This window comes from Pseudomonas canadensis (assembly GCF_000503215.1).
In the GTDB taxonomy this organism is placed as follows: Bacteria; Pseudomonadota; Gammaproteobacteria; order Pseudomonadales; family Pseudomonadaceae; genus Aquipseudomonas; species Aquipseudomonas canadensis.
In genome coordinates this window covers 687,995-707,017 of sequence record NZ_AYTD01000017.1, presented here as the reverse complement: position 1 = coordinate 707,017, position 19,023 = coordinate 687,995, and the positions used below count along the sequence as shown (strand labels likewise).

Below are 19,023 nucleotides of genomic sequence, written 5' to 3'. Positions count from 1 at the left end.
ACAACCGCCTGGCCTTGCCTGCTTATGCAGTCTGGCGTCATCAGCTAATCGCGTACAAATCCGAGTATAGACAGGCTCTGCAACCCCGCAATGTGTGGGGGCAAATGAGTAGAAATGATGCGTCTGGGCTAATAAAACCGGGTGCGGAATCGTTTATCCGACGAACGATGGCAATTCGATATAACGCGGGCGCATAACCATGAAATAATTATGACAAATGCGTCTTAGACGCTCGTATAAACGAGCTACCTTATCCTCTCCCTTTTCCTACGCCTGCATCACTGGAGCCTTCATGAACACCGCCGCATTGCGCGAGCAGATTTCCCGTGCCCATCAACACGAAGCCACCACGGGCCAGCTTGCCCAGCAACTGGAAAAACAATTGCCGCACCTGCATTCGGCCATCTCCCTGGCTGACGGTGATCGCAACATTGTCATGACCCGCTTTGTCAGCGCCTACATCGACCTCGTCCCGGATTTGCTGGACGCCGCCAACGACGTGGCCCGCGAAGCCGGTATCGAAAGCCAGATCAAGCCGGTGCTGAAGATTGCCGAGCATTTCTTCCTGCAGCCACCCGCGATCCTGGCTGGCCATGAAGGGCTCGACAGCCTGCTGGACGAGGCTTACCTGGCTCATCGGTTGGTTGAAGAGGTGAACGATCTGTACATCAAGCACTTTGGCCAGCCTTTGATTCCGGCCGACACTACCGTGGCCAATGTCATCGCCCACCAACTGATCGGCGAGACCTTCGCCAACCAACTGGATGAAGCCGTGCATCACGCGGTGGATGAAATGCTCAATGAAGACAGCTTTGCGCTGGAGTCGGTGGAGGCTTATCGCGAGACACTCAAGAGCCCGAATACGGAAGCGGCGTGGAAGCGCTGGCCGTGCCTGTCGCGGCAGCTGGGGGTTGAGCTGGCGTTGGATCAGCCGGCTTAATTTCCTGGGTCGCAAACGATCAAATGTGGGAGCCGGGTTTGCCCGGCTCCCACAGGGTTGCTTTGTGGTTAAGCTGGCGCGGAACCTATCCCCGTCGTCATCCTGACCCGACCTTCCAGCCTTCGCTTCAACCCACGCGCCTCGATCACCAGCGTCGAGCCCTTGGCCGCATTGGCTCGCCCCCATTCCTCCAGCAATTCCAGGCAGGAATGGTCGATGTAACTCAAGTTGCTCAACGGCACATGCACGGTGGTCCCCGCAGGCACCGTCGACAGCACCTGGGTCAGCGCCGGCACCTTCAAGAAGGTGGCCGCGCCTGTCAGACGCAACTCCATCTCTCCTTCCTGGGGCAAATCGATCAAGCTCACTTTCAGGCGTGACGCCTTGAACGCCAGCTTGACCAACGTCAACCCGAAGCCCACCAGCACACCGGTCAGCAGGTCGGTAAAGATGATCGCCAACGCCGTGGCCGCGTAGGTAAACATCGGCATCCGCCCATAACGTCCCAGTGCCTTGAACGCCTTGATGTCCACCAACTTGATCCCGGTGTACACCAACACACCCGCCAGGCTCGCCACCGGAATGCTTTGCAGCACACTCGACAGCAACAGCACGAACGCCAGCAGCCACAGGCCGTGGAACATCGCCGAAAGACGGGTGGTCGCACCGGCTTGCACGTTAGCCGAGCTGCGCACAATCACACCGGTCATCGGCAAGGCACCGACCAGACCACAGAGCATGTTGCCTACACCTTGGGCAGATAATTCCTTGTCAAAATCAGAACGCTGACCACTGTGCATGCGGTCGACCGCCGCAGCGGAAAGCAGGGTTTCGGCGCTCGCAATGAACGCTACGGCAAAGGCGGCGATCAGCAGTTGAGGGTCGGCGAGGTTGAGCAGGTCGCTGGGACGCAGCCAGTCAATGGCATCCGCGAGGTTTTCCGGGACTTCCACGCGCTTGACCTGCAGCGCCAGCACCAGGCTGACCACAGTAGTCAGGCCCACACCCAATAAGGCCCCCGGCACAAAGCGCAGGCGTTGCGGGCGTAATTTGTCCCAGGCGTACATCACCAGCATCGTCGACAAGCCGAGCAATCCCGCCTGCCACCCCAGGCCGCCGCCCAGGGCTGGGATCGCCTCGGCCAACGCCGCCGGGAACCCCGCCAGGTTATCCAGCCCGGAAGGCTTGGGCGCGCCGTCGAGCATCACGTGAATCTGGGATAGCACAATCAACACGCCAATCCCCGCCAGCATGCCGTACACCACCGCCGGCGCTGTGACGCGGAACCAGCAACCCAGGCGCAAACGCCCGGCCACCAGTTGCAGAAAGCCCGCCAGCAACAGGATCGGCCCGAGCATCAGCATGCCGTGCTGGCGCACCAATTCGAACACCAACACCGCCAGGCCCGCCGCCGGGCCACTGACCTGCAGCGGCGATCCCGCCAGCCAACCCACCACCAGGCCACCGATAATCCCGGTGATCAGGCCTTTAGCCGGGGGCATGCCGGAGGCAATCGCGATCCCCATGCACAGGGGCAGGGCGACCAGAAACACAACCACGGAAGCCAGCAGCTCCCGTGGCAGTACAGCTTTCAATTGAGCAGCACGCATGATGACTCTCCCGAGGCATTCGCCGGGCGCGGCAAAGCCTGGCTGCGTCCATGGCAGCCACCGCTTTACCCGGCAGGGAAGTGTTTTAGAAGCGCGCTTTAGGCGTCGCGGAAGGAATCGGCCCGTCGCCGCTCAGCGATCGGAACGCTGACTGGTCCGCATCGTAGGCCCGGATTTCACTGGTCTCGATGTTGTAGATCCAGCCATGGATAAACAGCTGACCATTGGCCATGCGCGAAGCCACGGAAGGGTGGGTGCGCAAGTGTTGCAACTGGGCGATGACGTTTTCTTCAGTCAGCACTTTCATGCTCTCGCCTTCATTGGCACAGTCGCAGTTGTCCTCGACCATGGACCTTGCGACCTCGGCGTGCCGCAGCCAGGCCCTGACTGTTGGCATCTTCTCCAGGCTGGCGGGGTTGAGTACCGCACGCATGGCGCCGCAATCGGAGTGCCCGCAGACAATGATGTGCTGCACGCCCAGGGCCAGCACCGCGTACTCGATAGCCGTGGACACACCACCGTTCATCTGGCCGTAAGGCGGCACTACGTTACCGACGTTACGCGTCACGAACAGGTCGCCAGGCGAACTTTGTGTGATCAACTCAGGCACGATGCGCGAGTCGGCACAGGTAATGAACATCGCACGCGGGCTTTGGGCCGTGGCGAGTTTCTTGAAGAGTTCTTCCTGCTGGGGGAAGACGTCGTGATGGAAATGCAAAAAGCCGTCAACGATATGCTGCAGCGCTGCATCGGCGGTTTCAGCCAACGGAGAGGCAGAAGCCGACGCAGCCAACGGCTGTTTATCCTTGTCACTCATGATTCATCCTCTTGATTAATGCAGGGGAGTGCTCAAATCAGTTCGACGCCGGGCCAGGAGAACAGTTGCAAACGTCTCAAAACCGGGCCGCCGACTTATCAGTCACTCGCTGAACAAGGTAACCGCCGAAACTTAACTCAAACTGAATGAACCGCTCTAGATCGCGGGTCTCAGTGATATCAAAACGCGACTATTCCTACAGGAAGGGTGCATTTCTCCTCTTAAGTCTACAACAAAGCCATCTGCCTGCCCGGTGGACAGAACGCAGTGCAATCCAGATTGAAACCTTCTCGCTGATTAAGCCCCAGGCGCTTGATTGCCTTGCTGAAGCGCTGGGCCAGCAAGTCGGCAAACGGCCCTTCACCGCGCATGCGTACGCCGAAGCGACTGTCATACACCTCACCGCCACGCACCTGGCGCACCAAGCTCATCACATGGGCCGCGCGCTGCGGGTAGTGCGCCGCCAGCCACTCCTCGAACAGCGGTGCCACCTCCAACGGCAAGCGCAGCATCATGTACGCCGCGCTTTGCGCGCCCGCAGCATGGGCCTCGGTCAGCAGGCTCTCCAATTCGCTGTCGTTGATCATCGGAATCATCGGCGAACACAACACGCCCACCGGAATCCCCGCCTCACGCATCACCCGAATCGCCCGCAACCGCGCCTTGGGTGCTGCCGTGCGTGGCTCCAGGATTCGCTTGAGTTCATCGTCCAGGCTGGTGAGGCTGATCATCACCGCCACCAATCGCTGGCGCGCCAACTCGGTGAGCAGGTCCAAGTCTCGCAAAATCAGCGAGCCCTTGGTGATGATGGTCACCGGGTGTCGATAGCGCAGCAGCACTTCGAGGGTTTGCCGGGTAATCCTGTACTCGCGCTCGATCGGCTGGTACGGGTCGGTATTGGAGCCCAGGTTGATCGGCGCGCACACGTATCCTGGCTTCGAAAGCTGCTGCTCCAACACGTCCGCGGCGTTGGTCTTGGCGATCAGTTTGGTTTCGAAATCCAACCCCGGTGACATGTCCCAATAGGCATGGCTGGGCCGTGCGTAGCAGTAGATACAGCCATGCTCGCAGCCACGATAAGGGTTGATGGAGCGATCGAAAGGCAAGTCCGGCGAGTTGTTACGGGTGATGATGCTCTTGGCCGTTTCGATACGCACTTCGGTGCCCTGGGTCGGTGGCACTTCCTGAAACCAGCCATCATCCTCGGCCACGCTCACCGTAGGCGCAAAGCGGTTATGCAGATTGGTGGCCGTGCCCCGGCCACGGGGCGGCAGCGGAGTAGACATGAAAGCGCCTCGATACTGTTTTTATATACAGTATCGAGGCGCGAGGGTTCTGACCAGTGTCGTTTGGCGGTCAGGCAAGCCTCAGTGCTTCTGCGTCACTTGCCCCAGGTCATCGCCGGAGGTGGTGCGCATATCGTTGTGGCGCAGGTCCTTCACATCGCTGGCCTTCACCGGCGCGCCCTGATTGCCCCAACTGCCACGTATGAAGCTGACCACATCCGCCACTTCCTGATCCGACAGCCGCCAGGCGAACGCCGGCATGGTGAAGGTCGAAGGTGCCGCGTGGGTCGCCGGCAAAGTGCCGCCGTTCAACACGATGTTGATCAACGACGTGGCATCCGCCGTTTGCAACACCGGGTTGCCCGCCAGCGCCGGAAACACCCGCGTGTAGCCATGGCCGTCGGTACGGTGGCAAGCCGCGCAGTTGTCGATATACACCGAGGCGCCGCGCTGACTGTCATCGCCTTTCCACAACGCCTCGGCCGCTTGCTTGTCGTACTGATGCGGCTGATCCTTGGGATCCACCGCCGGCAGGCTCTTGAGGTAACGGGCGATAGCGGTCAGGTCATTTTCCGACATGTACTGCATGCTGTGGACGACAACGTCGCTCATGCCACCAAACACCGCGCTGCGGTCACTGCGGCCGGTTTTGAGGAACTGCACCAGTTGTTCCTCGCTCCAGCTGCCGAGGCCATCCTTGTGGTCACCGCGCAGGCTCTTGGCGATCCAACCTTCCAGCGGCGCGCTGCCGGACAAGAAGGCGTTTCCGTCAGTGGCACCCAGGGCTTTTTCCTGCATGGTCAACGCCCGCGGCGTGTGGCACGCACCGCAATGGCCAAGGCCTTCCACCAGGTAGGCGCCTCGGCTGATGACCGGGTCGGCGGCTTGGACCTGATGCTCCTCGACAGAAGGCGCAAACATCCAGCGCCATGCCGCCAACGGCCAGCGCATGCTCAAAGGCCACGGAATATCGCTGTCCTTGTTCTCCTGGGCGACGGGCTCGACACCTTTCATGAAGTACGCATACAACGCCTGCATATCGCTGTCGCTGACGCGTGCGTAAGACGGGTAGGGCATCGCCGGGTAAAGCGTACTGCCGCTCTTGGCGACGCCATGGCGCACGGCCTTGTCGAAGTCCTCGAAGCTGTAGTCGCCCAGGCCGGTCTTGTCCGGGGTGATGTTGGTGGAATAGATCACGCCAATCGGGGTTTCCATTGGCAGGCCGCCGGCAAAGGGTTTACCACCTTTGGCCGTGTGGCAAGCCACGCAGTCACCCGCGCGGGCCAGGTATTCACCTTGCTTGATCAAGTCCGTTTCAGCGGCGCTCACAGAGCAACTGCTGAAAAGCGCGAAGGTCGCGATAACAAGTGCTTTCATGGTCATCGCTCCTTATGCCTGAACCAGTGGGCCGGGGTTTTTCAGATACTGCTCACGGATTGCCCGCGCCGACCAGTAGGTCAACGCCGCCACCAAGCCTGTAGGGTTGTAGCCCAAACCTTGTGGGAAAGCGGACGCGCCTGGGACAAACACGTTGTGCACATCCCAGCACTGCAGGTAGCGATTCAACGCACTGGTTTTCGGGTCGGTGCCCATGATCGCGCCACCGTTCAAGTGGGTGGTCTGGTACGACGCCGTGTTGAAGTGCTCGCCGACTTTTTTGCCGAGCACAGCAATGGCCTTGGGGTTCATCGCCTCAGCGACCTTGCCCATTTTCTCGACCATGAAGCGGTTCATCTTGATGTCGTTTTCCTGCCAATCGAACGTCATCCGCAGCAAGGGCTGGCCGTAGGCATCGCGGTACACCGGGTCCAGATCCAGGTAGTTACCCCGGTAGGACTGATGGGCACCGTGGGCATCCATCGACACCTGGTGGGTGTAGTAATCGGCGGTGGCACGCTTCCAGGCACTGCCCCAGGCCGGAGTGCCCGGCGGGTTTGACGTACCGGCAATCGGTCGGCTGCCAGCCTGGTTGACCCACATCGGCGAACCGCCCACAAAACCATGGGGCCCGTGGTCGAAATTGTCGGCGTTGAAGTCATCAATGGCCACGCCGTTGCCGCCCGCACCGATGAAGTTGTTGGTGTGAGTGTCTTTGTCGAAGAAGGCCTTGATGGTCGCCATGTTCTGGTAGGCGAAGTTTCTGCCCACCACGCCCTCGTTGGTGATCGGATCGTAGGGCTTGCCAATGCCGGAGAGCAGCATCAAACGCACGTTATGGAACTGGAAGGCGCCGAGGATCACCAAGTCCGCCGGTTGCTCGCACTCCCGGCCCTGGGCGTCGATGTAAGTCACGCCAGTGGCCTTGCTCTTGGTGCTGTCGAGGTTGACCTTGAGCACGTGGGAGTTGGGCCGCAGTTCAAAATTCGGCACCTGGCGCAGCGCTGGCAAAATGTTCACGTTCGGCGAGGCTTTGGAATACATGTAGCACACGTAGCCGCTGCAAAAACCGCAGAAGTTGCAAGGGCCCATCTGGGCGCCATAGGGGTTGGTGTAGGGCCCCGAGGTGTTGGCAGACGGCAGGTTGTAGGGTTTGTAACCCACTTCACTAGCCGCTTTCTGAAACAGCTGTGCGGAGACGGTGTTTTTCTGCGATTCCAACGGGAACGGGTTGGAACGGTCGGGCGCATAGGGGTTGCCGCCACGGCCTTCGCCGACCAACTGGCCTTTCACGGTCCAGGCTTGCCCAGAAGTGCCAAAGACTTTTTCCGCGTAGTCGAAGAACGGCTCCAGCTCTTCGTAGCTCACGCCGAAGTCCTGGATGGTCATGTCCTTGGGAATGAAGTGCTTGCCGTAACGTTCCTCGTAGTGGCTGCGCATGCGCAACTCGATCGGGTCGACACGGAAATGCACGCCCGACCAGTGCAGACCCGCGCCGCCCACGCCATTGCCCGGCAGGAACGCACCCAACTGACGGTTGGGCAGGGCGACGTCATTCACGCTATGACGAATGGTCACCGTCTCCTTGGAGATATCCTGGAAGAGTTTCTTACGCACGCTGTAGGTCAATTCGTCGATGACCTGGGGATAGTTGCCATCCGGATAAGTGTCCTGCATCGGGCCGCGCTCCAGCGCTACCACGTTGAGGCCTGCTTCCGTCAGCTCCTTGGCCATGATCGCGCCGGTCCAGCCGAAGCCTACGATTACTGCATCCACTTTCTTCATGATGGTCGCCACGTTTATGCCCTCTCGCCGCGGATGGAAACTGCCGGGAAGGGGTATTGCTCGTTGCGCTCAACCCAGTCCATGAAGTCGGCGCGGGCGCCGGGGAAGCCGATCATGGTCCAGCCGACCATGCCTTTGTTGCCGCCGTGGATCGGGTCGCAGAAGAAGCCTTCCTTGGTGTTTTGTAGCAACAAGTTGAAGAAAATCTTTGGCGGCACCGCATCAAAATGCGCCGTTACCTCACTACCGCCAGCCTCCAGACGCCGCAACATATCGTCTCGGGTAGCGCTGTCTTGCGCGGCAAAAACTTTGCCGTTGAACGCCTTCGACCATGCATCCGTCGCGGCAATGCCCAGGCGATAGATCTCTTTGGGCACCAGTTTGGACTGCCAGCCCATCTCCGACGGCGCGTCGGCGTTGAAAGGACCTTGCATGAACCACAGGGCACCGCTGGCGTACGGCGTGTTCATCTGGCGGTCGATATATTCCGGTGCACCGGCTTCCAGAGCACCTGGACCTTGGGCATCAGCAGGGATTAATTGCGCGACGGCGGCGTTGATGAACGCCCATTCCTCGGCGGTGAAATAAGTTGGCTCGTAGGCCTTTTCGCTGGTTGTAGGCTTGGCTGGCGCGGCTTGCGCCGGCTCAGGCGTCGCCATCAGCATTGAGCCGCCAAGGCCGGTGCTGGCAACCGTGACCACCGGGATCAAGGTCAAGGATTTGCGCAAAAAGTCACGCCGCGGGTTGTCTTGATCTTGATCAGACATGGTGGCACCTCATCATGTGGTCACGGGTTTATTAGCCAACTTCTAGCGAGCGGCTTGGTTTTTTCGGCAATCAATAGTTACAAATGATAGCAGGCTATGCATCGGAGGAATCGTTTCAGCGACTAAAGACTGATGATTCACGATTCTTTGACGCCCCCCTCACGCCTCATTGACCCCCCTTGGACCAACCTGAGCGGCATTCACCAATCTCCTGCCCGGTCATGTCATCCATGCTCAAGAATCAATGGCTGCCGGCCTTCGGCCTCGTGTTCATCGCGCTGTTCTCTAGCGCTTTCGCTCAAGCCGACGAGCCCATCTCCATCCGTTCCCCCGAGTGGGCACAACCGGTGGGAAGTCAGTACAACCTTCACCAGATGACGCCCACGCTCTATCGCAGCGGGTTACCCGACAGCAACGCAGCGCCGCTGCTGGAAAAGCTCAAGATCGGCACCGTGATCAATTTCCTGCCGGAATCCGATGCTGACTGGCTCAAATCGCCCGATATCCGACAAGTACAGCTGACTTATCGCACCAACCATGTGGATGATTCCGACGTGCTGGCAGCGTTGAGAGCCATCCAGGAAGCCGAAACCAATGGCCCGGTGCTGATGCATTGCAAGCACGGCTCTGACCGTACCGGCCTGATGGCGGCGATGTATCGGGTGGTGATTCAAGGGTGGAGCAAGGAAGATGCGCTGAACGAGATGACCTTGGGCGGCTTCGGCACCAGTAACGGCTTCAAGGACGGCGTTCGCTACATGATGAGGGCCGATGTCGACAAGTTGCGTACAGCCTTGGCGAACGGCGATTGCAGCACCAGCGCGTTTGCGCTGTGCTCGATGAAAAGTTGGCTGAATCCGGCGAAGGATGAAGCAACAGAAGAAAAAACCGCGCTAGTGGTGACCCCCTGAGATAGGCTCCCAGGGGGTAAAAGGGTCAGTCTTTTTTCAGCTTCGGATTCGGAAAGAACTGAACCGCCTGCACCTTGGGGTCCGCCGGCGCTTTCAATGCAGACGTATTCACCCGCGTGCCCAATTCCTTGGGCACCGACAACCCCTGGTCATTCAGCGTGTCGGTATAACCGCAGGCCACGCACTCGCGATGGGGCACGTTGTCTTCGGTCCACATCTTCAACTTGTCCGGCTCGCTGCACGCCGGACAGACCGCCCCGGCGATAAATTGCTTTTTGGTGATCACAGGCCCTTCACTCATGCTGCCGCGTCCTCACTCAGGCCGCTGTGACGCAAGAGTGCGTCAATCGACGGCGCACGTCCGCGGAAGTCGACGAACAGCACCATCGGTTCCTGGGAACCGCCACGCGCCAGGATCGCCTCGCGGAAGGCGCGGCCGGTCTCAGCGTTGAGCACGCCCTCTTCTTCAAACTTGGAGAAGGCATCCGCCGACAACACTTCAGCCCACTTGTAGCTGTAGTAACCCGCCGCGTATCCGCCAGCGAAGATGTGCGCGAAACTATTGGGGAAACGGTTGTAGGCCGGCGGACGCATCACCGACACCTCATCGCGCACGCCTTCCAGCACCTGCGCCACGCGTCGGCCATCACCGTGGGTGGCATGCAGTTCGAAGTCGAACAGCGAGAATTCCAGCTGGCGCACCATCATCAGGCCAGACTGGAAATTCTTCGCCGCGAGCATTTTTTCCAGCAGGTCCTGAGGCAGCGCTTCGCCGGTTTCGTAGTGACCGGAGATCAGCGCCAGGCCTTCGGGCTCCCAGCACCAGTTCTCCATGAACTGGCTCGGCAGCTCCACCGCATCCCAGGCCACGCCGTTGATGCCGGACACGCCAGCATGTTCAACGCGGGTCAGCAGGTGATGCAGGCCGTGGCCGAATTCGTGGAACAGCGTGGTGACTTCATCGTGGGTCAGCAGGGCAGGCTTGCCGCTGTCAGCCGGGGTGAAGTTGCACACCAGGTTGGCCACCGGGCTTTGCAGTACACCGTCGATCGTGCGGCGACGGTCGCGGGCGCCGTCCATCCAGGCACCGCCACGCTTGTTGGCGCGGGCGTAGAGATCGAAGAAGAAGCGACCGACATGCTGGCCGTTTTCCTTGATTTCAAACAGGCGGACATCCGGGTGCCAGGTGTCGAAGCCTTTCTGCTCGGCGATCTCGATGCCGTACAGGCGTTGCACGATGGCAAACAGGCCGCCCAGCACCTTATCGATCGGGAAGTAGGCGCGCAGGGCTTCCTGGGACACGCTGTAGCGTTGCTCACGGAGTTTTTCGCCGTAGAAACCGCTGTCCCAGCTTTGCAGCTCGGCGCAGCCTTGTTCGGCGGCGTAGGCCTTGAGCTGTTGCAGGTCTTGGGCGGCAAACGGCTTGCTGCGCTTGGCCAGGTCGCGCAGGAAGCTCAGCACCTGGTCACTGGACTCGGCCATCTTGGTCGCCAGGCTCAGTTCGGAGAACGACGCGTAACCGAGCAACTGGGCCAGTTCCTGACGCAGGTCGAGGATCTGTTCCATCACTGGGCCGTTATCGTTCTGACCGGCATTCGGGCCTTGGTCCGACGCACGGGTGCAGTAGGCCGCGTAGACCTCTTCACGCAGGGCGCGGTCCTGGGCGTAGGTCATCACCGCGTAGTAGCTTGGGAACTCCAGGGTGATCAGCCAGCCGTCGACGCCTTTGGCCTGGGCGGCGGCAGCCATTTGCGCCTTGGCCGAATCGGTCAGGCCGGCGAGGGTGGCTTCGTCGGTGACGTGTTTGGTCCAGGCCTGGGTGGCGTCCAGCAACTGGTTGGAAAATTTGCTGCCCAACTCGGACAGTTTGCTCTGCACTTCGGCGTAGCGCTTTTGCTGCTCGGGCGGCAGATCGATGCCGGACAGGCGGAAGTCACGCAGCGAGTGTTCCAGGATAGTTTTCTGCGCCACATCGAAACCGGCGGCTTCCGGGCTGTTGGCCAGGGCTTCGAAGGCCTGGAACAGCTCGCGGTTCTGGCCCATCTCGGTGGAGTAGGCGCTCAACGCCGGCAGGCAACTTTCGTAGGCTTCGCGCAGTTCAGCGCTGTTGCACACGGCGTTGAGGTGGCTGACCGGGCTCCAGGCGGCGCCCAGGCGGTCATTCAGTTCATCCATGGCCAGGACCAGGCCGGCCCACGTCGGATTTTTCCCCTGGCTTTGCAGGATGCCTTCGATGGCGACACGGTTGTCGGCGAGGATCTGTTCGATGGCCGGCTGGACGTGCTCGGCACGGATCGCTGAGAACGGCGGCAGGTCGTAGGACTGCAGAAGAGGGTTGTTCGCGCTCACGGTTGGCACCTTGGCTGAAGAAACATGTAAGAACAAAGATGGGGCCATCTTAATTACAATCAACGTCCACCGCAGCTATCAGCAGAAGAGAGAGAGGCTATCGTGACCCTTCGCACCTATCAGAACCACACGCCAGCCCTGGGCGCCGGGGCTTTTGTCGATATTTCGGCGGTGGTGATCGGCGATGTCGAAATCGGCGCCGACAGCTCGGTCTGGCCGCTGACCGTGATCCGTGGCGACATGCACCGCATCCGCATCGGTGCGCGCACCAGCGTGCAGGATGGCTGCGTGCTGCACATCACCCACGCGGGTCCGTTCAATCCGGATGGCTTCCCACTGCTGATCGGCGACGATGTGACCATCGCCCACAAAGTCATGCTGCATGGCTGCACCGTGGGCAACCGCATCCTGATCGGCATGGGCAGCATCGTGATGGACGGCGCCGTGGTGGAAGACGACGTGATCATCGGCGCTGGCAGCCTGGTGCCGCCAGGCAAGAAACTCGAAAGCGGCTTCTTGTACGTGGGCAGCCCGGTTAAACAGATCCGCCCACTGACTGACAAGGAGCGCGCCTTTTTCACCTACAGCGCCGCGAACTACGTGAAGCTCAAAGACCTGCACCTGGCTGAAGGATTCGACCGATGACCCTGCACTACCAAACCGTGCTATTCGACCTGGACGGCACTCTCACCGACCCGCGCGAAGGCATCACCCGCTCGATCCAGTACGCCCTCGGCAAACTCAGCATTGATGAGCCGGACCTGACCAAGCTGGAACACTTCATCGGCCCACCGTTGCTGCAAGCCTTCATGCAGTTCTACGGCTTTGATGAAGCCAAGGCCTGGGAGGCGGTGAATTTCTACCGCGAGCGTTTCAAGGTGACCGGCCTGTATGAGAACCACGTGTTCGAGGGCGTGATGCCGTTGCTGGAGGAGTTGAGCGGCCAGGGGCGCCAGCTCTACGTCGCGACGTCCAAGCCTTGGGTATTCGCCCGCGAGATCGCGCGGCACTTCGATTTTGCCAAGCACTTCAAGGTGATTTACGGCAGTGAACTGGACGGCACGCGCACCAATAAAGTCGAACTGATCGCCCACCTGATGAGCGAGGAAGGTCTGGACCCAGCAACCACTCTGATGATTGGTGACCGCAAGCATGACCTGATCGGCGCACGCAGCAACGGGTTGGATTCGGCAGCGGTGGGGTATGGCTTTGGCAGTTTTGAAGAGCTGAATGCCGAGGCGCCGACCTGGCATTTTGAGACGTTGGCGCAGATGCACCAGGCATTTTTGCAGCGTCCTTGAGACTGCTATCGCCGGCAAGCCAGCTCCTACAAAGATCGCGAAACCCTGTAGGAGCCGGCTTGCTGGCGATAGGTCCCTAACGACCAACACCCTCCAACTGCCTCAACGCCGCCTTGCGCTGCTCCACCGGCAACCTTCCCAACCGCTCCACCGCCGCATAAAACCTCACCCAATCCCCACTTTCCTGCGCAAACAACGCCGCAAACGCCGGCACCCACTGGTCGTACAGCCCAAATGGCAACAGCCGCGCATTGTTCATGGGCTGGTTGATCCACGCGTCATAACGTTTATCGCCGCCCCATTGGCTGTCGCGCAGTTGTCGGTAATCGCTGCGCAAACGCTCGAATTGCGCCGCCTTGGCCTGACGCATCGCATCCTCAGCCAAGGGTTGGGCGTAGAGCTTTTGCAAGCGTTGACGGGTATCGAGGACCAACTGGATAAACTGGTCACGCTGCTTGGACGTGGACAAGCTATCAGGCGCCAGCCCCCGCGCAGCGCGCCATTGGCGTGTACCTTCCTGCTCGACGAAATTGGCAAACGACTCGTTGAACTCGGTGTCGTCCTTCACATAGAAACGCTGGTGCGCCAGCTCATGGAAGATCAGCGTGGCCAGGCGTTCATCGCCCCAGTTCATCATCGAGTTCATGATCGGGTCGTTGAACCAGCCTAAGGTCGAGTAAGCCTCTACGCCACCGATCGACACGTCCATGCCACGCTGCTTCAACAACGCAGCCTCACCACGCGCCGCACCTTGGTTGTAATAGCCGCGATAGGCCACACAACCAGCAATTGGGAAGCAATGGGTTTCAGGGGACAGGGAAAATTCCTGCGTGGCGAAGACATTCCAGACCACATAGGGCCGACCGATATCGGCGTACAACCTGTAGCTCTGGTTGTCCGGCAGGTGCAAATGCTCACTGGCGAACGTGCGCGCTTTTTGTGATTGCACCAAGTGTTCGCGCAACAGCGGTGGGCGGGAAGGATCGGCAATGACCTGCGCCACCGGCTCTCGGGCCCGCAACAATTGCCATTGGCCGCTGGCCAACTGGCTGTAATAACTGACACTGGAACAGCCGCTGAGCAGCACAACCATCAACCCTGGAAGAAAACGCCTGACCATGCCGCGACCGCTCCTGGGTAATTTGCTCGCCAGACTATCGCGCCTGTGCGGAATTTTTCCATGGCTCGACGTGTTTATACTCATAGGAAGTCTGCCGCCGTCGCAGCAGGCTCAATTCTTTCTTCCCGTTGAGTGCCTGCCATGCGCCAGCTCTTGTTACCCGTCGCCGCTTTGTTCCTCAGCGCCTGCACGACAACACCCGTGCCACCGATGGATCCGCAACAGGCGTGGGTCGATTTCACTACGCCGACGCCGGGCTCCAAGCTGGTCATGGCGCAGCGCCTGGACGGCAAGAACCTGGATGACGGACGTTTCTTCCAATTCCCGCCCGGCCATCACGAATTGATGGTGCGCTTCGACTTTGAAGTCCCGGCCGGCGGCGGTTTGGGTGGGCTCAGCCAGATGATGTATCGCACCTGCTTCATGACCCTGGAATATGACCACTTCCAGGCCGGCCAGCGTTATGTGCTGGAAGGGCGCTCGTTGGCCTTCACGCCGAATATCCGGTTGTATGATTCGGCGCGTCAGTTGCTCGCGGAGGAACGCAGCGTCAACTGCATCTGATCAGTCGTTGTTTTTCTGGTAGATGATGCGCTTGGTGCCGTTTTCGCATGAACCGACAATCATCGCACTGTCATGATTCTTGGCTTCTTCGGCGGTGATGATTTCCAAGGTGTACGAAGGAATCGCCTTGGCCTGGATCTTCACTTCAATCTCTTTCCTGAGCTCTTCACAATCTTTTGGCGCGGCCACGGCCGAAGTGGCCAATACACCGCAAATGATCGCCAAGGCAAAACGTTTCATGTGTGAAGCTCCCTGAATGCATTGCGCACGGGTGTGCGCCTAGGCTGCATGGTAATAGGACCACACTTACAAAACACGAGTTCTGATTTGAAGCAGATGTTTTAGCCACCCCAAAAACCACTGTAGGAGCTGGCCTGCCAGCGATGACGACCTCAAAAACCATGTGAATCTAAGGGCCTCATCGCCGGCAAGCCGGCTCCTACCGGTTTAGCGGTGTCAATTTACGAGCGTGCCATCCAGGGTGATAGTCGCATTCAGCACCTTGGACACCGGGCACCCTTCCTTGGCCTTTTTGCTCAACTCATCGAACTGCGCCTGGCTCGCGCCCGGAATCTTGGCCTTGAGGATCAGGTGCACAGCGGTGATCGCAAAACCGCCGTCCACCTGGTCCAGGGTCACTTCGGCCTGGGTGTCGATGCTGTCAGCCTTGAGCCCGGCATCGCCGAGAATCATGGAAAATGCCATGGAGAAACAGCCCGCATGGGCCGCACCGATCAGTTCTTCCGGGTTGGTACCCTTGCCGCCTTCGAAACGGGCCTTGAAGCCGTAGGGCGCTTCACGTAGCACGCCGGTTTCCGTGGAAATGGAACCCAGGCCAGTCTTCAGGTCACCTTCCCAATGCGCGGATGCTTTTTTCACGATACTCATAGCGGTCTCCTCGAACGGTGGTTTTGCGTCAGTAAGGGTTCTGAGGATAGACGGCGTGGCAAAGTTCATCTTGTCGGAGAAACCGAGCGATTCAGTAGGAAATTTCCGACTCAACTATTGAATCTCGGGTATATGCCCTCATTGCATAGGTATGCACATGAAGCGGCAGGTTTTGGTTCGTCTAAAAAGCCTGCGGCCCCCTTGGAGAAGCAGGCTTATGAAATCGCTGTCCGACGTAAAGTTCTCGACCCTCGACCTGGTGCCCGTGCGGGCCAATGGCAGTCCGGCGCAGTCGCTGCGCAATTCCCTGGACCTGGCCCAACATGTGGAAAAGTTCGGCTACAACCGTTTCTGGGTGGCCGAACACCACAATATGGATGGTATCGCCAGTTCGGCGACTTCGGTGTTGCTGGGCTATCTGGCGGGTGGTACCTCGACCATTCGCGTCGGCTCCGGTGGTGTGATGCTGCCCAACCATGCGCCGCTGGTGATTGCCGAACAGTTCGGCACCTTGGAGAGCCTCTACCCCGGCCGTATCGACCTGGGGCTGGGCCGCGCACCTGGCTCCGACCAAATGACCGCCCGCGCCCTGCGACGTGAGCGCTCCGGCAGCGCGGATGAATTCCCGGAAGACGTGGCCGAGCTGATGGCCTACCTGGGCCCACGCACCCCCGACCAACGGATCATCGCCGTGCCTGGCACGGGCACTAATGTGCCAGTGTGGCTGCTCGGTTCCAGCTTGTTCAGCGCACAGCTGGCAGGTGAACGCGGTTTGCCCTACGCCTTTGCCTCACATTTCGCACCCCGCCTGATGCATGAAGCGATTCGCGTGTACCGCAATCACTTCAAACCTTCAGCCGTGCTGGATAAACCCTACGTGATGCTCGGCATTCCCTTGGTGGCGGCGGATACCGACGAGCAGGCTGATTATTTGGCAACTTCGGTCTACCAGCGCATCCTCGCCCTCATGCGCGGGCAAAGCCTGGTGCAGCGCCCGCCGGTTAAAACCATGGATGGCCTGTGGCTGCCCCATGAAAAGGATGCGGTCGGCAGTTTCCTTGGCCTGGCCATGGTAGGCAGCCCGGCGAAGATCCGCGCCAAACTGGAAGTGCTGATCGAGCAGACCGGCGCCGACGAGTTGATCTTTACCTGCGACCTGTACGAACACGCCGACCGGATTCATTCCTACGAACTGCTGGCGCAGGTGATGAAGGGCTAAAACCTGCAGACATAAAAAACCGACGCAGCGCGTCGGTTTTTTATGTCTGCAACACGGGGTTAACCGCGCTTGTAGGCAATTTCCTTGGTGCCACCCTCGCAGGTGCCGACCACGGTGTGATCGCTCGGCGCAGCGCCTTTATCCACCACTTCCAGCGAATAACCCGAAGCGCCCTTGGCGTCGATTTTCGCTGCAATTTCGCTTTTCAGCTCTTCACAAGGCTTGCCCGCCGCCAGGGCTGTGCCGGCAATGCTCAACAAACCTACCGCTAACAGGAACTTCTTCATCCGTTACTTTCCTTGCGCTGATCTAAAAGAGCGTGCCGACGCTTGTGGCATCGGCACCCATTGGTTGTAGCGCAGGTTATGGCAATCGGCCAGTCAGCAAGTTCAACCGACGCGATCAACTACTGGCAATTCGGAACCCCACCTTTAGGGTGACCTGAAAGTGCGCAGCCTTGCCGTCCTTGATGTGACCACGGGTTTCAGTCACCTCGAACCATTCCAGATGCTTGATGCTTTTATTGGCCTCGGCCAGCGCATTGTTGATGGCGTCTTCAATGCTGGAGGTGGACGAGCCCACCAGTTCGACTTTCTTGTAAGTGTGATGATCACTCATGGCAGTTCTCCTAAGGGTCGTTAAGCAAGCGTAGCAGTCAATGTTCGTACTGCTTCTGGCGACTGTTCGTACCCGAAAGTTCAGATTTACTGCACTTTCTGAAACGGCCGTAGTCGGTATCTACACACGCCACTCAATCACTTCAGGAGAGTCCACATGGCCAACACTTCTTTACGCAAAGCGTCGCTGGAAAGCATGGAAGCCGAGATTTCGAGCCTGCTCAAGTCTTTGGAAAGTCTCAAGGACGATGCATCCGACGAGTCGCGCAAAACCTTGAAGGCCCTGAAAAGCAATGCCGAGAATGCCCTCAAGCATTCCCGCCACCTGATCAGCGACGCCTACGAAGAAAGCAAAGTCAAAATCCGCGAAACCGGTGTTGCAACCCGGGACTACGCACAAGAGCACCCATGGACCACAGCCGGCGTTGCCGTCGGTGCACTGGGCCTGCTCGCGGCTTATCTGCTGTGCAAACGCGGCGATTAAACCGGTTCGCGCAATAGCTCAGCCTTGAGCCACTGCGCCAGTTGCCCGGCGCGCCCGTCTGCGGCGCGCTTTGGCAGCCACAGCGCCAGGTGCGCCGGGGTTTCGCTGAACCCCCAGGGCGCCACTAGGCGACCCGCGCGCAAGTCTTCAGCCACCAGCGGCTGAGGCGCGATCGCCACGCCCAATCCTGCCACTGCCGCCTCCAGTAAATAATACAGATGCTCAAACCCCTGGCCGTGTTTCAACGCGCCGGGCTCGATGCCGTGCTGCGCTGCCCAACTGGGCCAAGCTTGCGGGCGTGACGTGGTGTGCAACAGCTTTTCACCACACAAGGCCTCGGCGGGCGCATTGCGCAAGTGTTCATAGCCGGCAAAGCGCGGGCTCATCACCGGGCCGATGCGTTCACTGGCCAGCTCATACACCTGCATATCCGCCGGCCATGGCGGTTCAGCGAACACCAACAGCGCGTCCAGGCCTGGGCGGCGCGGGTCCAGATCCCCATCGCCCGCCGACAGGTGCAGGCGCAGGTCCGGCAAGTCGGCGTTCAAGCGGCCCAGGCGCGGGATCAACCAGCGCGCGAGCAGGCTGCCCGAACAGCCGAGTACAAAAGGTGCATCGGCGCTGGCCTGGGTCAGCTCGGCACACACATCCCTCAGGCGCTCGAATGCCTCCGCGCTGGCATCCCGTAGCCGGACGCCTGCATCTGTGAGTTTAAGGCCGCGACCTTCCTTGACGAACAAGCTGATACCCAAATGCTCCTCCAGCACCTTCAGCTGCCGGCTGACGGCGCCGTGGGTCACATGCAATTGCTCGGCTGCCTGACTGACGCTGTTCAATCGCGCAGTCGCTTCAAAGGCACGCAGGGCATTGAGGGGCGGAAGGTCTCGGCTCATCTGTGAGTTTTCCTGACAGGTTGCGGCGATCTTATCGGTTTTCAGCATAGAACGTCAGGGGTAGAGTGACCCTCATTGCTTTCCACACCCTTCTT

21 protein-coding genes are annotated in these 19,023 nt (G+C 59.7%); 7 read left to right on the top strand and 14 right to left on the bottom strand.

The annotated features are described in order from the left end of the window. Positions 1-292 precede the first annotated feature (292 nt). Positions 293-940 (top strand): hypothetical protein, encoded by a 648-nt coding sequence (locus U367_RS0122015; RefSeq protein WP_028618632.1) that lies wholly within the window; start codon positions 293-295, stop codon positions 938-940. A 68-nt stretch (positions 941-1,008) separates the two neighbouring features. Here U367_RS0122015 and U367_RS0122010 read toward each other — a convergent pair whose 3' ends face one another. The 6 genes from U367_RS0122010 to U367_RS0121985 form a co-directional block, all read right to left on the bottom strand. After that, entirely contained in the window at positions 1,009-2,550 is a 1,542-nt protein-coding gene (locus U367_RS0122010) for a SulP family inorganic anion transporter (RefSeq protein ID WP_028618631.1), read from the bottom strand. A gap of 85 nt (positions 2,551-2,635) precedes the next feature. Next, positions 2,636-3,367 (bottom strand): carbonic anhydrase, encoded by a 732-nt coding sequence (locus U367_RS0122005; RefSeq protein ID WP_028618630.1) that lies wholly within the window; start codon positions 3,365-3,367, stop codon positions 2,636-2,638. 227 nt (positions 3,368-3,594) lie between these two features. Continuing rightward, entirely contained in the window at positions 3,595-4,653 is a 1,059-nt protein-coding gene (locus tag U367_RS1000000131930; RefSeq protein ID WP_028618629.1) for a PA0069 family radical SAM protein, read from the bottom strand. An 81-nt stretch (positions 4,654-4,734) separates the two neighbouring features. Further along, the gene (locus U367_RS0121995) at positions 4,735-6,030 is read right to left on the bottom strand and encodes a cytochrome c (protein WP_028618628.1); all 1,296 of its coding nucleotides are present in this window, start codon (positions 6,028-6,030) and stop codon (positions 4,735-4,737) included. A 12-nt stretch (positions 6,031-6,042) separates the two neighbouring features. Then, positions 6,043-7,827, bottom strand: coding sequence for a GMC family oxidoreductase (locus tag U367_RS0121990; RefSeq protein WP_028618627.1), 1,785 nt, complete (start codon positions 7,825-7,827; stop codon positions 6,043-6,045). A gap of 2 nt (positions 7,828-7,829) precedes the next feature. Then, on the bottom strand, positions 7,830-8,582 hold the full coding sequence (locus tag U367_RS0121985; RefSeq protein WP_028618626.1) for a gluconate 2-dehydrogenase subunit 3 family protein: 753 nt from the start codon (positions 8,580-8,582) through the stop codon (positions 7,830-7,832). Between the two features lie 230 nt (positions 8,583-8,812). Between U367_RS0121985 and U367_RS0121980 the strand changes: the two genes are divergently transcribed. Continuing rightward, complete coding sequence (locus U367_RS0121980; RefSeq protein WP_028618625.1) at positions 8,813-9,493, top strand: phosphatase domain-containing protein; 681 nt, start codon at positions 8,813-8,815, stop codon at positions 9,491-9,493. A 25-nt stretch (positions 9,494-9,518) separates the two neighbouring features. Here the strand turns inward: U367_RS0121980 and U367_RS0121975 are convergent, their stop codons facing one another. Then, positions 9,519-9,794, bottom strand: coding sequence for a YheV family putative zinc ribbon protein (locus U367_RS0121975; RefSeq protein ID WP_010207776.1), 276 nt, complete (start codon positions 9,792-9,794; stop codon positions 9,519-9,521). Further along, positions 9,791-11,890, bottom strand: coding sequence for an oligopeptidase A (gene prlC, locus U367_RS0121970; protein WP_174890971.1), 2,100 nt, complete (start codon positions 11,888-11,890; stop codon positions 9,791-9,793). Before prlC ends, U367_RS0121975 begins: the two co-directional genes overlap by 4 nt. 54 nt (positions 11,891-11,944) lie before the next feature. Here prlC and U367_RS0121965 point away from each other — a divergent pair, with 54 nt between their 5' ends. Then, on the top strand, positions 11,945-12,487 hold the full coding sequence (locus U367_RS0121965) for a gamma carbonic anhydrase family protein (RefSeq protein ID WP_016978759.1): 543 nt from the start codon (positions 11,945-11,947) through the stop codon (positions 12,485-12,487). Beyond that, positions 12,484-13,143, top strand: a complete 660-nt coding sequence (locus U367_RS0121960) for an HAD family hydrolase (protein ID WP_028618623.1) — start codon at positions 12,484-12,486, stop codon at positions 13,141-13,143. Before U367_RS0121965 ends, U367_RS0121960 begins: the two co-directional genes overlap by 4 nt. 76 nt (positions 13,144-13,219) lie before the next feature. Here U367_RS0121960 and U367_RS0121955 read toward each other — a convergent pair whose 3' ends face one another. After that, positions 13,220-14,263, bottom strand: coding sequence for an aminopeptidase (locus U367_RS0121955; RefSeq protein WP_028618622.1), 1,044 nt, complete (start codon positions 14,261-14,263; stop codon positions 13,220-13,222). A 141-nt stretch (positions 14,264-14,404) separates the two neighbouring features. Between U367_RS0121955 and U367_RS0121950 the strand changes: the two genes are divergently transcribed. Beyond that, positions 14,405-14,827 carry a PA0061/PA0062 family lipoprotein gene (locus tag U367_RS0121950; protein WP_028618621.1) on the top strand — a complete coding sequence of 141 codons (423 nt, stop codon included), beginning with the start codon at positions 14,405-14,407 and terminating at the stop codon, positions 14,825-14,827. On the opposite strand, the gene U367_RS0121945 is transcribed toward U367_RS0121950, so the two are convergent. Both U367_RS0121945 and U367_RS0121940 read right to left on the bottom strand, forming a co-directional pair. Beyond that, positions 14,828-15,067, bottom strand: coding sequence for a DUF1161 domain-containing protein (locus U367_RS0121945; protein WP_016969660.1), 240 nt, complete (start codon positions 15,065-15,067; stop codon positions 14,828-14,830). Between the two features lie 216 nt (positions 15,068-15,283). Beyond that, a complete protein-coding gene (locus U367_RS0121940) occupies positions 15,284-15,715 on the bottom strand; it encodes an OsmC family protein (protein WP_003170750.1) in 432 nt (143 codons plus the stop codon). Positions 15,716-15,932: 217 nt separating this feature from the next. On the opposite strand from U367_RS0121940, the gene U367_RS0121935 reads away from it, so the two are divergent. Next, entirely contained in the window at positions 15,933-16,934 is a 1,002-nt protein-coding gene (locus U367_RS0121935; RefSeq protein WP_028618620.1) for an LLM class flavin-dependent oxidoreductase, read from the top strand. Between the two features lie 59 nt (positions 16,935-16,993). Here the strand turns inward: U367_RS0121935 and U367_RS0121930 are convergent, their stop codons facing one another. Together U367_RS0121930 and U367_RS0121925 are read right to left on the bottom strand one after the other, a co-directional pair. Further along, the gene (locus tag U367_RS0121930) at positions 16,994-17,221 is read right to left on the bottom strand and encodes a DUF1161 domain-containing protein (RefSeq protein ID WP_028618619.1); all 228 of its coding nucleotides are present in this window, start codon (positions 17,219-17,221) and stop codon (positions 16,994-16,996) included. Between the two features lie 115 nt (positions 17,222-17,336). Then, positions 17,337-17,552 (bottom strand): dodecin, encoded by a 216-nt coding sequence (locus tag U367_RS0121925; RefSeq protein WP_007953919.1) that lies wholly within the window; start codon positions 17,550-17,552, stop codon positions 17,337-17,339. A gap of 156 nt (positions 17,553-17,708) precedes the next feature. On the opposite strand from U367_RS0121925, the gene U367_RS0121920 reads away from it, so the two are divergent. Beyond that, the gene (locus U367_RS0121920) at positions 17,709-18,035 is read left to right on the top strand and encodes a DUF883 family protein (protein WP_003170746.1); all 327 of its coding nucleotides are present in this window, start codon (positions 17,709-17,711) and stop codon (positions 18,033-18,035) included. Here U367_RS0121920 and U367_RS0121915 read toward each other — a convergent pair. Further along, on the bottom strand, positions 18,032-18,928 hold the full coding sequence (locus U367_RS0121915) for a LysR family transcriptional regulator (protein ID WP_028618618.1): 897 nt from the start codon (positions 18,926-18,928) through the stop codon (positions 18,032-18,034). The genes U367_RS0121920 and U367_RS0121915 overlap by 4 nt on opposite strands. Positions 18,929-19,023 lie beyond the last annotated feature (95 nt).

Coding starts and splice junctions, on each gene's coding strand:
- U367_RS0122015 (WP_028618632.1), top strand. CDS start 293: ATGAACACCGCCGCATTGCGCGAGCAGATTTCCCGTGCCCATCAACAC.
- U367_RS0122010 (WP_028618631.1), bottom strand. CDS start 2,550: ATGCGTGCTGCTCAATTGAAAGCTGTACTGCCACGGGAGCTGCTGGCT.
- U367_RS0122005 (WP_028618630.1), bottom strand. CDS start 3,367: ATGAGTGACAAGGATAAACAGCCGTTGGCTGCGTCGGCTTCTGCCTCT.
- U367_RS1000000131930 (WP_028618629.1), bottom strand. CDS start 4,653: ATGTCTACTCCGCTGCCGCCCCGTGGCCGGGGCACGGCCACCAATCTG.
- U367_RS0121995 (WP_028618628.1), bottom strand. CDS start 6,030: ATGAAAGCACTTGTTATCGCGACCTTCGCGCTTTTCAGCAGTTGCTCT.
- U367_RS0121985 (WP_028618626.1), bottom strand. CDS start 8,582: ATGTCTGATCAAGATCAAGACAACCCGCGGCGTGACTTTTTGCGCAAA.
- U367_RS0121980 (WP_028618625.1), top strand. CDS start 8,813: ATGCTCAAGAATCAATGGCTGCCGGCCTTCGGCCTCGTGTTCATCGCG.
- U367_RS0121975 (WP_010207776.1), bottom strand. CDS start 9,794: ATGAGTGAAGGGCCTGTGATCACCAAAAAGCAATTTATCGCCGGGGCG.
- prlC (WP_174890971.1), bottom strand. CDS start 11,890: ATGGCCCCATCTTTGTTCTTACATGTTTCTTCAGCCAAGGTGCCAACC.
- U367_RS0121960 (WP_028618623.1), top strand. CDS start 12,484: ATGACCCTGCACTACCAAACCGTGCTATTCGACCTGGACGGCACTCTC.
- U367_RS0121955 (WP_028618622.1), bottom strand. CDS start 14,263: ATGGTCAGGCGTTTTCTTCCAGGGTTGATGGTTGTGCTGCTCAGCGGC.
- U367_RS0121950 (WP_028618621.1), top strand. CDS start 14,405: ATGCGCCAGCTCTTGTTACCCGTCGCCGCTTTGTTCCTCAGCGCCTGC.
- U367_RS0121945 (WP_016969660.1), bottom strand. CDS start 15,067: ATGAAACGTTTTGCCTTGGCGATCATTTGCGGTGTATTGGCCACTTCG.
- U367_RS0121940 (WP_003170750.1), bottom strand. CDS start 15,715: ATGAGTATCGTGAAAAAAGCATCCGCGCATTGGGAAGGTGACCTGAAG.
- U367_RS0121935 (WP_028618620.1), top strand. CDS start 15,933: ATGAAATCGCTGTCCGACGTAAAGTTCTCGACCCTCGACCTGGTGCCC.
- U367_RS0121930 (WP_028618619.1), bottom strand. CDS start 17,221: ATGAAGAAGTTCCTGTTAGCGGTAGGTTTGTTGAGCATTGCCGGCACA.
- U367_RS0121925 (WP_007953919.1), bottom strand. CDS start 17,552: ATGAGTGATCATCACACTTACAAGAAAGTCGAACTGGTGGGCTCGTCC.
- U367_RS0121920 (WP_003170746.1), top strand. CDS start 17,709: ATGGCCAACACTTCTTTACGCAAAGCGTCGCTGGAAAGCATGGAAGCC.
- U367_RS0121915 (WP_028618618.1), bottom strand. CDS start 18,928: ATGAGCCGAGACCTTCCGCCCCTCAATGCCCTGCGTGCCTTTGAAGCG.